Source organism: Enterobacter cloacae complex sp. P40C2 (assembly GCF_014930695.1).
Lineage (GTDB): Bacteria > Pseudomonadota > Gammaproteobacteria > Enterobacterales > Enterobacteriaceae > Enterobacter > Enterobacter pasteurii.
Genome location: NZ_JADBRP010000001.1, coordinates 1 through 12,214, shown reverse-complemented (window position 1 = coordinate 12,214; position 12,214 = coordinate 1). Strand labels below are relative to the sequence as shown.

Sequence of the window (12,214 nt, the reverse complement as noted above, 5' to 3'; positions counted from 1 at the left end):
ACAGCAGCAGGGATCACTCCCCCTGCTGCTCCAGCGCATACTTATACAGCGCATTTTTCTTCACGCCGTGGATTTCCGCCGCCAGTGCCGCCGCTTTCTTAAGCGGCAGTTCGGCCTGTAGCAGGGCCAGGGTGCGCAGCGCGTCGGCAGGGAGCGCGTCTTCCTGCGCCTTATGGCCTTCGACAATCAGCACCATTTCACCCTTGCGGCGGTTTTCATCTTCCTTCACCCACGCCAGCAGTTCGCCGACAGGCGCGCCGTGGATGGTTTCCCAGGTTTTGGTCAGTTCACGCGCCAGCACCACGTAGCGGCCTTCGCCCCAGACGGTGACCATATCTTCCAGGCTTTCCAGCAGGCGGTGAGTGGATTCGTAGAAAATCAGGGTACGCGGCTCAGCTTCAAGATCCTTTAATACGTCACGGCGGCCTTTGGATTTGGCGGGCAGGAAACCTTCATAGCAGAAACGGTCGGACGGCAGGCCCGCGGCGCTCAGCGCAGCAATCGCGGCGCACGGCCCCGGCAGCGGCACAACGCGGATCCCGGCTTCACGGCAGGTGCGCACCAGATGGTAGCCGGGGTCGTTAATCAGCGGCGTGCCCGCATCGGAGACCAGCGCAATGTTCTGCCCCTCTTTAAGCTTCGCCACCAGCGTTTCGGCCTTTTGTTGCTCATTGTGATCGTGAAGGGCAAACAAACGGGCGTTAATCGCGAAATGTTGCAGCAGTAAACCGGTATGGCGCGTGTCTTCAGCAGCAATTAAATCAACAGTTTGCAATACAGTGAGTGCACGTTGGGTAATATCAGACAAATTCCCGATAGGAGTAGGTACAATATAAAGCTGGCCTTGAGAATTATCTGCCGTTTCGTGTTGTTTCATTGTTTCGTCCGTATTGCCGATTTAATATTGAGCATTGCGTAAAAAAAATCACTGGATACAGTATGGTACCGTTAACGTTTCTTCGAAAAAAAGCCACGCGCGGCGTGCCGCTTCTGCTCGCAGCCCTGATCTTCGCAGGCTGTGGCACCCAGGCACCCGACCAGAGCACTGCTCATATGCAGGGATCCGCTCAGGCTGATTCTGGCTTTTATCTGCAACAAATGTCGCAGAGTTCAAATGATACCAAGACCAACTGGCAATTACTCGCCATTCGTGCACTGCTGAAAGAAGGGAAAACCCAGCAGGCCGCCGAACTGTTCAGCCAGCTGCCGCAGTCGCTCAACGACGAGCAGCGTCGTGAGCAGACGCTGCTGTCGGCAGAGCTGAAAGTGGCGCAGAAAGATTACGACGGGGCGAAGAAGATCCTCGGCAATATCGATCTGAGCGCGCTGGATAAAAACCAGCAGGCCCGTTTCTGGCAGGCCGGCATCACCGCTGAGCAGGGCCGCCCTTCCCTGACGCTGCTCCGGGCGCTGATTGCTCAGGAGCCTCTGCTCGCGGGTGCGGACAAGCAGAAAAATATTGATGCGACCTGGCAGGCGCTCGCCTCCATGACCCAGGAGCAGGCACGGGCGCTGGTCATTAACGCCGATGAAAACGTCCTGCAGGGCTGGCTTGATCTTCAGCAGATGTGGTTCAACAACCGCAGCGATCCGAACATGCTGAAAGCCGGCATTACCGACTGGCAAAAGCGCTACCCGCAAAACCCGGGAGCAAAAATGCTGCCAACGCAGCTGGTGAACGTGCAAAACTTTAAGCCCGCCTCCACCAGCAAAATCGCCCTGCTGCTGCCGTTAAACGGCCAGGCGGCGGTGTTTGGTCGCGCCATTCAGCAGGGTTTTGAAGCGGCGAAAAACGGCACCACCGCCGTTACCGGCAGCGCGGTGCCTGCACAAGCGGCGCAGGCGGCAAACGTGAACGACGTCGTCAGCCCGTCGGCTGCTGAAACCGACGACCTGACCACCGCGCAAACCCCTGCTCAGGGTACGATGCAGAATCCGGTCACTGCGCCAGCCACGCAGCCAGCCGCCACGCCAGCGCCCGTAGCGACGCAGGCACCGGCTGAAACCCCGGCCCCCGTCACGGCCGAACAGCCTCAGCCGCAAACAGTGCAGCCGGAACAGCAGCCCGCAGCGCAGCAGCAGGCGGTGGCAACCACCAGCGCTAACCCGGGCGCAGAGCTGAAAATCTACGACACCAGCGCTCAGCCGCTCGACCAGGTGCTGGCGCAGGTTCAGCAGGACGGCGCCAGCATCGTTGTCGGCCCGCTGTTGAAAAACAACGTGGAAACGCTGATGAAGAGCAATACCACGCTGAACGTGCTGGCGCTTAACCAGCCTGAGCAGGTTCAGAACCGCGCCAATATCTGTTACTTCGCCCTTTCACCGGAAGATGAAGCCCGCGATGCGGCGCGTCATATTCACGAGCAGGGCAAGCAGGCGCCGCTGCTGCTGATCCCGCGCAGCACGCTGGGAGACCGCGTAGCCAACGCGTTTGCTGAAGAGTGGCAGTCCCTCGGCGGCGGCGTAGTATTGCAGCAAAAATTTGGCTCCGCTTCCGAACTGAGAGCGGGCGTGAACGGCGGTGCCGGTATTGCCCTCAACGGTAGCCCGGTGTCCGCCAGCCTGCCGCAGCAGCAGAGCGTTACCATCGGCGGCCTGACGATCCCGGCACCGCCAACCGACGCGCAAATCAGCGGCGGCGGTAAAGTGGATTCGGCCTACATCGTGGCCACGCCTGAAGAGATCGCCTTTATCAAACCCATGATCGCCATGCGTAACGGTAGCCAGAGCGGCGCAACCCTTTACGCCAGCTCGCGCAGCGCGCAGGGTACCGCTGGCCCGGACTTCCGTCTGGAGATGGAAGGGCTGCAATACAGCGAGATCCCCATGCTGGCAGGCAGCAACCCGCAGTTGATGCAGCAGGCGCTGGGCGCGGTGCGCAATGATTACTCTTTGGCGCGCCTGTACGCGATGGGCGTCGATGCCTGGGCGCTGGCGAACCACTTCACCCAGATGCGTCAGGTACCGGGCTTTGAGCTTAACGGTAATACCGGCGATCTGACCGCCAACCAGGATTGTGTGATTAACAGGAAGTTATCATGGCTCAAATACCAGCAGGGGCAGATTGTCCCGGCAAGTTAAGCCGCAAACAGACCGGCGACGCGTGGGAGTTAAAGGCGCGCCGCTGGCTTGAAGGCAAAGGACTGCGCTTTGTCGCCGCCAACGTTCGCGGGCGCGGCGGCGAGATTGATCTGATCATGAAAGACGGTCAGACCACCGTGTTTGTTGAAGTACGCTACCGACAGTCGTCCCGTTTTGGCGGTGCTGCCGCCAGCGTGACGCTCGCCAAACAACATAAATTATTACAGACTGCCCACTTGTGGCTTGCCCGCCATAATGGGAGTTTTGATACTGTGGATTGCCGTTTCGATGTGGTAGCCTTCACCGGAAATGCGATCGAATGGCTTAAAAACGCGTTTGGCGAAGACGCTTAAATAAGATTTTAAAGGGATACCGTGCTCGAAAGAATTAAAGTGTGCTTCACAGAAAGCATTCAAACGCAGATCGCCGCGGCGGAAGCCCTTCCGGACGCGATCTCCCGCGCGGCGATGACGCTGGTTCAGTCGCTGCTCAACGGCAACAAAATCCTCTGTTGTGGCAACGGCACGTCCGCCGCCAACGCACAGCATTTTGCTGCCAGCATGATCAACCGCTTCGAAACCGAGCGCCCGAGTTTACCGGCCATTGCACTTAACACCGATAACGTGGTCTTAACTGCGATTGCCAACGATCGTCTGCATGACGAAATTTACGCCAAGCAGGTGCGCGCCTTAGGCCATGCCGGAGACGTGCTGCTGGCGATCTCCACGCGCGGCAACAGCCGGGATATCGTTAAGGCGGTTGAAGCGGCAGTGACCCGGGACATGACGATTGTCGCCCTGACCGGTTACGACGGCGGTGAGCTGGCTGGCCTGCTGGGGCCGCAGGATGTGGAGATCCGCATTCCTTCGCACCGTAGCGCCCGCATCCAGGAGATGCATATGCTCACGGTGAACTGCTTATGCGATCTGATCGATAACACGCTTTTCCCTCACCAGGATGATTAAGGAGTTCTCATGAAGGTTTTATCGGCCCTTGCAGTCGTGATGTCTGCATTACTGCTTCAGGGATGCATCGCCGCCGCTGTAGTCGGTACCGCAGCGGTCGGCACCAAAGCAGCGACCGATCCGCGTACCGTTGGAACGCAGGTGGATGACGGTACGCTTGAGCTGCGCGTGAACAGCGCGCTGTCGAAAGACGAACAGATCAAGAAGGAAGCACGCATCAACGTGACGGCCTATCAGGGCAAAGTGCTGCTGGCAGGCCAGGCGCCAAATCCTGAACTGGCGTCACGCGCCAAACAGATCGCGATGGGCGTAGAAGGCACGGCGGAAGTGTTTAACGAGATCCGCCAGGGCCAGCCGATTGGCCTCGGCACCGCGTCATCTGATACCTGGATAACCACCAAGGTTCGTTCCCAGCTGCTGGGTACTGACCAGGTGAAATCCTCAAACGTGAAGGTGACCACGGAGAACGGCGAAGTGTTCCTGCTGGGCCTGGTGACCGAGCGTGAAGGGAAAGCGGCAGCGGATATCGCCAGCCGGGTGAGCGGCGTGAAGCACGTCACCACCGCCTTTACCTACATCAAGTAAGCTGAACCTGACGGTAAGCCCGGTAGCGTAGCGCCACCGGGCTTTTTTTATACCAGCGCCATACTCCCCACGATCACCCCGCTCAACGCCACCAGCCCCGCCGTCAGCCACAGCGCTTTTGCCGGGAATGACTTACGCAGCATGATAAGCGACGGCAGGCTCACCGCCGGCAGCGTGATGAGCAGTGCCAGCGCCGGTGCGGTACCCATCCCGGCCATCATCATGGTCTGAATAATCGGGATTTCCGCCGCCGTTGGGATCACGAACAGGCACCCGGCCACCGCCATCGCAATCACCCACATCAGCGTGTTGTCGATAGCGCCATCCGCATGCGGGAACAGCCAGACGCGCGCTGCCCCTAACACCAGTACGGCCAGGATATAAACCGGAATGGTGCTCCAGAACAGCTGCCACAGCGCTTTGCCCCAGCGAGCAAAGAAACTGCCCTGCGGCTCGCTGACGTCCAGCTCAACGGAGGCAGACCCGGCCTCGTTGTCTTTCACCAGGTGCTGTACCAGCGTAGCGACAAGCACCACCGTCAGCAGGCCAGCCGCCAGCCGGATAAACGCGAAGTGCCAGCCGAGCACAAAGCCCATAAATACCAGCGTCGCCGGGTTCAGCAGGGGGTTACCCATCCAGAAGGCGAGCGCGCCGCCCATCGACACGCGCTGACGGCGCATGCCCGCCGCCACCGGTGCGGCGCAGCAGGAGCACATCATGCCCGGCAGGGAGAAAATCGTCCCCAGCAGCGTCCCCTGCAAGCGCGGCTGTCCTAAGGTTTTCACCAGCCAGTTACGCGGGATAAGTACCTGAATCAACGACCCCAGCAGCACGCCCAACACAGCGGCTTTCCACACCGCGAGAAAATAGACCATAGCGTAATCCCACGCCGCCTTTAGCGGGCTGGAATCTGGCTGAGCGAGAATAGAGTTGCCAATGCTGTGGGTGTCGGCGGCGGTGAAGGCTTTACCGTAGTACGGCTGCCATTTCACATACCAGAGGCCAATGATGACCACAAGAAAGAAAAGTGCGGGCTTCCACCACTGAACGGGTGTTGCCGCCTGAGATGAAGACTGACCAGTCATACCATTCCCCGGAAGGTGTTATTTAATAAGCCGGGGAAGTTTACGCCTCGCCCTGCGCGATTTCACGCAGTTTTGCCGACGGGATAATATTTACGCCCTCCTGCGACGGTGCCAGCGCCTCTTTCAGCATGGCCTGCGCGACGTCCCGCGCCTCGATGGACTTCCAGTTACCCGGCAGGATGCGAAAAAGCGGCGCGAAAAAAGACTCGTTAAAACGCCGCTCGTCACGGTGGCCCATCAGCATGGAAGGCCGCACGATGGTCAGGCGCTCCCACTTCTGCGCAATCAGCGCCTCTTCCATTTTGCCCTTCACCTTATTGTAAAAAAACGGCGAGCCGGCGCTGGCGCCGTGGGAACTGACCACCAGAAAATGCTTTGCCCCCAGCTTTTTCGCCGTCAGGGCGGTATCCACCACCAGCGTGTAATCCGCATGCACAAACGCCTCTTTACTGCCCGCTTCCCGTCGGGTGGTGCCCAGGCAGCAAAAGGCGATATCGACAGGATCCTGCACCTGCGCCAGCGCGTCGGTGAGCTGTGGATCGTGCGGGTTAAAGACGCCGGTGACGTCCAGCAGCGGCCGACGCGTCGGCGCGGCGATGTAGTTAATATGACGATCCTGGATCAGCAGCCGCAGCAGGTGTCCACCCACCAGCCCGGTAGCACCGGTAATCAGTACCTGACTCATCTTTTCCCCTTTACAGAATTGTCCGTTTGCGATCTGGGCCTGCTCTACCACACTTAAAAGTCTGTTACCGGTAAGTATTTACCACAAACGGGAAAAAAACAGTCTGAAGCGAAAACAACGGAGGAAGCATGGGTAAAAAAATCGCAGTCTTGATTACCGACGAGTTTGAAGATTCAGAGTTTACGTCGCCAGCAGAGGCATTCCGCAAGGCGGGCCACGAGGTGGTCACCATCGAGAAAGAAGCGGGTAAAACCGTGAAGGGCCACAAGGGCGAAGCCAGCGTGACCATTGACGAATCCATTGATAACGTCAGCCCGTCTGATTTCGACGCCCTGCTGCTACCGGGCGGCCATTCACCGGATTCCCTGCGCGGAGACGAGCGCTTCGTCACCTTCACCCGTGACTTCGTCGGCACCGGTAAGCCGGTCTTTGCCATCTGTCACGGCCCGCAGCTGCTGATCAGCGCGGAGGTGGTGCGCGGGCGCAAGCTGACCGCGGTGAAACCGATCGTCATTGACCTGAAAAACGCCGGCGCCGAGTTTTACGACCAGGAAGTGGTTAACGACAACGACCAGCTGATCACCAGCCGTACGCCGGACGATCTTCCGGCGTTTAACCGCGAAGCGTTACGCCTGCTCGGCGCGTAACCAGTGCAGCTTCTTGCCAAAGCCCAGCGTGTTGTCGGTAAATTTCAGCTCATCGAGGCGGATTTCCCACACCGGGGCTTTTAGCGCAGCGGCAACCGGGAAGCGGCGCGTGTAGCGTTTACGCTGCGCGTCGCTCTCCTCCCCTTCCAGACGACGGATTTCGCCCGTGAACTGAACCCCGCGGATCAGCGCAACGGTTTTAGGCTGACCGTTTACCGTGCCCGCCACGCTTGCCTGCGGGCCCGACATCTGCGCATGCCGCGTTTTATTTTCACTCATCACGTAAAAGGCGACGCGCTCGGGATCGTAGTAATAAAACGCGTTCGCGCACCACATCTCCCCGTCTTTACAGACGCACCAGGTGACGACGTGCTGCTTTGCCAGCCAGCGGCTGATGGCGGCCAGTGTTTCCATTTTCACTCTCTCTCATGCTATGGTGCGCTCACCTTAACATACTGAATCTGCTTACCGTGTGCTGGTTTCTCTATCTTGTCCGAACCGCCGATAACGCGCTCTACACCGGGATCACCACCGATGTGGAACGGCGTTTTTTACAACATCAAACGGGAAAAGGGGCAAAAGCGCTGCGGGGGAAAGGTGAGCTTAAGCTGGCTTTTTCAGCCGCCGTGGGCGACAGATCGCTGGCGCTCAGGCTGGAGTATCGCGTCAAACAGCTGACGAAGCGCCAGAAAGAGCGTCTCGTCAACGGGGACGGCTCTTTTGAGGCGCTACGCGACAGCCTGCTTAAAAGCGATTGAAACGATCGTGATACTCAACCAGGCCGCTAACGCCATCGAGCGCGTCGTCCGCCAGAGGATGGACCAGGAAGGACGCTTCCGTATCCGGCCAGCGGCAGTGCAGATCGTGTTTGGCCGCCGGCTCAAATCCCAGACGTTCGTAGAATGCCGGTTCGCCCAGTACCACGACGGCGGCATAGCCAAATTCATTCAGTGAATCCAGCCCTTCATAAACCAGCTGACGTGCCAGGCCCTGGCCGCGGTAGTTTTCATCCACCGCCAGCGGCGCCATGCCAACCCACTGCAACTCTTCGCCCTGAACAATCACCGGACTGAACGCCACGTAGCCGACCACCTGCCCTTCATCATCGGTGGCAACCAGACCCAGGGTAATCAGGCCATCTTCGCGAAGATCGTGAACCAGCTGCGCTTCGCCGTCCCCCGCAAAAGAGCGGCGTAACAACGCGTCGATGCCCGGCGCATCAATCCCAATTTCGACTCGAATCAGCATGGCTCACCTACTGAAGTGTGTTTACTGTCCGGCGGGGTTTTCAGCCCGGCCTCAACGAAATCTGCCATTTGCATTAGCATCACGCGCAGCGCCTTCGGCATCTGCTCAAGCTCAATGGCATCCATTAAATTTTTGACGTACAGGCCAAGCTCCGTATCGCCCTCAATCACCAGACGACGCTGGAAGAACAGCGTATCGGGATCCTGCTTGCGCGCGGCAATCATCAGCAGATCGCTGGCGTCGGCGCTAAAGCTTACATCCGCCTCGGCGGACTCACGAACGATCAGCCGATCGTTCTCAACGGAAGTAAACCAGCGCAGCCCGATATCGCGCACTTCGATGCTTAACCAGCGGCCTTCCAGGAACTCCAGTTCACCGTCCTGCAGCGCCTGACGGAACTGCCAGGTCAATACCTGTTCCAGCACCTGGCGCTTAAGCGCGAACGGCACCAGCTTTACCGGCACGCTCAGCATTGATGGACCAAATTGTACGAGACGTGAACGCAGTTTATCCAGCACGAGCTTTACTCCCTGATAGCTATAATCCTGCTATTTTGCCATATCCCGACAAGAAGATAGCGGCGTAAATCAACAAACCGTAGTCCGGTGCTCCTCATTATTGGTGCCATCAATACGCCATTAGCTGCCTTAAATCAAAAATTGTCGCGTATGGGTTAATTAAAATCCCAGCTCGTTAACATTTTTTACGATCCCTGCGATCGACAACATCGGGATAAATTATGGAGCTGCTCTGCCCTGCCGGAAACCTTCCGGCGCTTAAGGCGGCCATTGAAAATGGGGCCGACGCGGTCTATATCGGGCTGAAAGATGATACCAACGCCCGCCATTTTGCTGGCCTTAACTTTACGGAGAAGAAGCTCCAGGAGGCCGTTAACTTCGTTCACCAGCACCGCCGCAAGCTGCATATCGCCATCAACACCTTCGCCCATCCTGATGGCTATGCCCGCTGGCAGCGCGCCGTGGATATGGCCGCCCAGCTGGGCGCCGATGCGCTGATCCTGGCCGACCTTGCCATGCTTGAGTATGCGGCAGAACGCTACCCGCACATTGAGCGCCACGTCTCGGTTCAGGCATCCGCGACGAACGAAGAGGCGGTGCGTTTTTACCATCGACATTTTGACGTGGCTCGCGTGGTGCTGCCGCGCGTGCTCTCTATTCATCAGGTTAAGCAACTGGCGCGCGTCACGCCAGTACCGCTGGAAGTTTTTGCCTTCGGTAGCCTGTGCATCATGGCCGAAGGCCGCTGCTATCTCTCCTCCTATTTAACCGGGGAATCGCCAAATACCGTGGGCGCCTGCTCGCCTGCCCGCTTCGTTCGCTGGCAGCAAACGCCGCAGGGGCTGGAGTCGCGCCTGAACGAAGTGTTAATCGACCGCTATCAGGACGGGGAAAACGCGGGCTACCCGACGCTGTGCAAAGGCCGCTATCTGGTGGACGGCGAGCGCTATCACGCGCTGGAGGAGCCCACCAGCCTCAACACGCTGGAGCTGCTGCCGGAACTGCTGGCTGCCAATATTGCCTCGGTGAAAATCGAAGGCCGCCAGCGCAGCCCGGCCTACGTGAGCCAGGTCGCGAAGGTGTGGCGTCAGGCCATCGACCGCTGCATGGCGGACCCGCAGAATTACGCCGCGCAACCGGCGTGGATGGAGACCCTAGGCGCAATGTCCGAAGGCACGCAAACCACGCTCGGCGCGTATCACCGTAAATGGCAGTGAGATAACCATGAAATATTCATTAGGGCCGGTGCTCTACTACTGGCCAAAAGAGACGCTGGAAGATTTTTATCAACAGGCCGCGACCAGCAGCGCCGACGTGATTTACCTCGGCGAAGCGGTATGCAGCAAGCGCCGCGCCACCAAAGTGGGCGACTGGCTGGAGATGGCGAAAAGCCTGGCAGGCAGCGGCAAGCAGGTGGTGCTCTCCACCCTGGCGCTGGTGCAGGCGTCATCGGAACTGGGCGAGCTGAAGCGCTACGTGGAAAACGGCGAGTTTCTGCTGGAGGCGAGCGATCTCGGCGTGGTGAACATGTGTGCCGAGCGTAAGCTACCGTTTGTCGCCGGACATGCGCTGAACTGCTATAACGCGGTGTCCCTGCGCCTGCTGCTCAAACAGGGGATGACGCGCTGGTGTATGCCGGTGGAACTCTCCCGCGACTGGCTGGCAAACCTGCTCGCTCAGTGTGAAGAGCTTGGCATTCGCAATCAGTTTGAAGTGGAAGTGCTGAGCTATGGCCATCTCCCGCTGGCCTATTCTGCCCGCTGCTTCACCGCGCGTTCTGAAGATCGCCCGAAAGACGAGTGTGAAACCTGCTGCATTAAGTACCCTAACGGGCGCAGCATGCTGTCGCAGGAGAACCAGCAGGTGTTTGTCCTCAACGGCATTCAGACCATGAGCGGCTACGTCTACAACCTCGGTAACGAGCTGGCGTCGATGGACGGGCTGGTGGATATAGTGCGTCTTTCACCGCTGGATACCAGCGTGTTCGCGATGCTGGACGCCTTCCGCGCCAATGAAAACGGCGCGTCGCCGCTGCCGCTGACGGCAAACAGCGACTGTAACGGTTACTGGAAACGTCTGGCCGGGCTGGAACTTCAGGCCTAAAAAAGGCTCACTTTGTTAACAACGGTTAGTAAACTTTAATGCAGTATTAAAGATTCACCGTCGACAAAGTGAGCTGTTATGACTGATAAAACCATTCCGTTTTCGGTGCTGGATCTGGCGCCGATCCCACAAGGCTCCTCGGCAAGAGAAGCCTTCACGCACTCTCTCGACCTCGCTCAGCTTGCCGAAAAGCGTGGCTATCACCGCTACTGGCTGGCGGAGCACCACAACATGGTCGGCATCGCCAGCGCCGCCACCTCGGTGCTGATTGGCTATCTGGCGGCGAATACCACCACCCTGCACCTCGGCTCTGGCGGCGTCATGCTGCCGAACCACGCCCCGCTGGTGATTGCCGAGCAGTTTGGGACCCTGAATACCCTTTATCCGGGCCGAATCGATCTTGGGCTTGGCCGTGCGCCGGGCAGCGACCAGCCGACCATGCGCGCCCTGCGCCGCCACATGAACGGCGATATCGATAACTTCCCGCGCGACGTGGCGGAGCTGGTGGACTGGTTCGACGCGCGGGATCCGAACCCGCACGTTCGCCCGGTTCCGGGCTACGGCGAGCAGATCCCCGTGTGGCTGCTAGGCTCAAGCCTCTACAGCGCGCAGCTCGCCGCTCAGCTGGGCCTGCCGTTCGCGTTTGCCTCCCACTTCGCACCGGATATGCTGCACCAGGCGCTGCATCTCTACCGTACGAACTTTAAACCGTCTGCACGTCTGGAGAAACCGTATGCGATGGTGTGCATCAACATCATTGCAGCCGACAGCAATCGCGATGCGGAATTCCTGTTTACCTCCATGCAGCAGGCGTTTGTGAAGCTGCGTCGCGGCGAGACGGGCCAGCTGCCGCCACCGGTGGAGAATATGCATCAGCTGTGGTCCGCCTCCGAGCAGTATGGCGTACAGCAGGCGCTGAGCATGTCGCTGGTAGGCGATAAGACGAAAATCCGTCACGGGCTGGAAGCGGTACTGCGCGAAACGCAGGCGGATGAGATTATGGTTAACGGCCAGATTTTCGATCACCAGGCGCGTTTGCATTCCTTTGATCTGGCGATGCAGGTGAAAGAAGAGTTGGTGGGGTAGTTTTTTTGCCGGATGGCGGCTTCACCTTATCCGGCCTACGGTTTTCTCCCTCTCCCTTCGGGCTGAGGGATCCCCAGTAATTTTTTTACCGAAAGCGACGAATGTTGTTTCAGGAAAATAAATGAATTACAGCGACGCCCTGGTCCGGCTGTAAATCGCTGAGGCGTTTCCTGCAGGCCGGGGCGAGGCGCAGGGATGCGCCGAGAGGGCG

At 58.8% G+C, this 12,214-nt stretch carries 15 protein-coding genes; 9 read left to right on the top strand and 6 right to left on the bottom strand.

What is annotated here, in order from left to right; genetic code table 11:
- Positions 1–13: 13 nt before the first annotated feature.
- Positions 14–877 carry a 16S rRNA (cytidine(1402)-2'-O)-methyltransferase gene (rsmI, locus tag IM304_RS00075; RefSeq protein ID WP_045284768.1) on the bottom strand — a complete coding sequence of 288 codons (864 nt, stop codon included), beginning with the start codon at positions 875–877 and terminating at the stop codon, positions 14–16.
- A gap of 62 nt (positions 878–939) precedes the next feature.
- On the opposite strand from rsmI, the gene IM304_RS00070 reads away from it, so the two are divergent.
- Genes IM304_RS00070 through dolP form a run of 4 tightly spaced genes read left to right on the top strand, consistent with a single transcriptional unit; the run spans position 940 to position 4,631 of the window.
- Positions 940–3,081 (top strand): penicillin-binding protein activator, encoded by a 2,142-nt coding sequence (locus IM304_RS00070; RefSeq protein ID WP_193356511.1) that lies wholly within the window; start codon positions 940–942, stop codon positions 3,079–3,081.
- Complete coding sequence (locus tag IM304_RS00065) at positions 3,039–3,434, top strand: YraN family protein (RefSeq protein ID WP_193356510.1); 396 nt, start codon at positions 3,039–3,041, stop codon at positions 3,432–3,434. The genes IM304_RS00070 and IM304_RS00065 overlap by 43 nt, the downstream gene beginning before the upstream one ends.
- Before the next feature lie 21 nt (positions 3,435–3,455).
- A complete protein-coding gene (gene diaA / locus IM304_RS00060; RefSeq protein WP_003861754.1) occupies positions 3,456–4,046 on the top strand; it encodes a DnaA initiator-associating protein DiaA in 591 nt (196 codons plus the stop codon).
- A gap of 9 nt (positions 4,047–4,055) precedes the next feature.
- Positions 4,056–4,631, top strand: coding sequence for a division/outer membrane stress-associated lipid-binding lipoprotein (gene dolP / locus IM304_RS00055; RefSeq protein WP_006812102.1), 576 nt, complete (start codon positions 4,056–4,058; stop codon positions 4,629–4,631).
- A gap of 47 nt (positions 4,632–4,678) precedes the next feature.
- Here the strand turns inward: dolP and IM304_RS00050 are convergent, their stop codons facing one another.
- Entirely contained in the window at positions 4,679–5,716 is a 1,038-nt protein-coding gene (locus tag IM304_RS00050) for a permease (RefSeq protein WP_193356509.1), read from the bottom strand.
- A gap of 40 nt (positions 5,717–5,756) precedes the next feature.
- Complete coding sequence (locus IM304_RS00045; RefSeq protein ID WP_193356508.1) at positions 5,757–6,401, bottom strand: NAD(P)H-binding protein; 645 nt, start codon at positions 6,399–6,401, stop codon at positions 5,757–5,759.
- A 128-nt stretch (positions 6,402–6,529) separates the two neighbouring features.
- Between IM304_RS00045 and IM304_RS00040 the strand changes: the two genes are divergently transcribed.
- A complete protein-coding gene (locus tag IM304_RS00040; protein ID WP_015571965.1) occupies positions 6,530–7,048 on the top strand; it encodes a type 1 glutamine amidotransferase domain-containing protein in 519 nt (172 codons plus the stop codon).
- Here the strand turns inward: IM304_RS00040 and IM304_RS00035 are convergent.
- Positions 7,028–7,462 carry a YhbP family protein gene (locus IM304_RS00035; protein WP_193356513.1) on the bottom strand — a complete coding sequence of 145 codons (435 nt, stop codon included), beginning with the start codon at positions 7,460–7,462 and terminating at the stop codon, positions 7,028–7,030. The two genes, IM304_RS00040 and IM304_RS00035, sit on opposite strands and share 21 nt — an antisense overlap.
- Positions 7,463–7,476: 14 nt before the next feature.
- On the opposite strand from IM304_RS00035, the gene IM304_RS00030 reads away from it, so the two are divergent.
- The gene (locus tag IM304_RS00030) at positions 7,477–7,806 is read left to right on the top strand and encodes a GIY-YIG nuclease family protein (protein WP_193356507.1); all 330 of its coding nucleotides are present in this window, start codon (positions 7,477–7,479) and stop codon (positions 7,804–7,806) included.
- Here the strand turns inward: IM304_RS00030 and IM304_RS00025 are convergent.
- Both IM304_RS00025 and IM304_RS00020 read right to left on the bottom strand, forming a co-directional pair.
- Complete coding sequence (locus IM304_RS00025; protein WP_148418337.1) at positions 7,793–8,296, bottom strand: GNAT family N-acetyltransferase; 504 nt, start codon at positions 8,294–8,296, stop codon at positions 7,793–7,795. The genes IM304_RS00030 and IM304_RS00025 overlap by 14 nt on opposite strands.
- Positions 8,290–8,814 (bottom strand): SCP2 domain-containing protein, encoded by a 525-nt coding sequence (locus IM304_RS00020; protein WP_193356506.1) that lies wholly within the window; start codon positions 8,812–8,814, stop codon positions 8,290–8,292. The genes IM304_RS00025 and IM304_RS00020 overlap by 7 nt, the downstream gene beginning before the upstream one ends.
- A 221-nt stretch (positions 8,815–9,035) precedes the next feature.
- Here IM304_RS00020 and IM304_RS00015 point away from each other — a divergent pair, with 221 nt between their 5' ends.
- The 3 genes from IM304_RS00015 to IM304_RS00005 all read left to right on the top strand — a co-directional run bounded on the left by IM304_RS00015 (position 9,036) and on the right by IM304_RS00005 (position 12,003).
- Positions 9,036–10,031 carry a peptidase U32 family protein gene (locus IM304_RS00015; RefSeq protein ID WP_148418335.1) on the top strand — a complete coding sequence of 332 codons (996 nt, stop codon included), beginning with the start codon at positions 9,036–9,038 and terminating at the stop codon, positions 10,029–10,031.
- Positions 10,032–10,038: 7 nt separating this feature from the next.
- Positions 10,039–10,917, top strand: a complete 879-nt coding sequence (locus IM304_RS00010) for a U32 family peptidase (protein ID WP_193356505.1) — start codon at positions 10,039–10,041, stop codon at positions 10,915–10,917.
- 78 nt (positions 10,918–10,995) lie between these two features.
- On the top strand, positions 10,996–12,003 hold the full coding sequence (locus tag IM304_RS00005) for a luciferase-like monooxygenase (RefSeq protein WP_148418333.1): 1,008 nt from the start codon (positions 10,996–10,998) through the stop codon (positions 12,001–12,003).
- Positions 12,004–12,214: the final 211 nt, after the last annotated feature.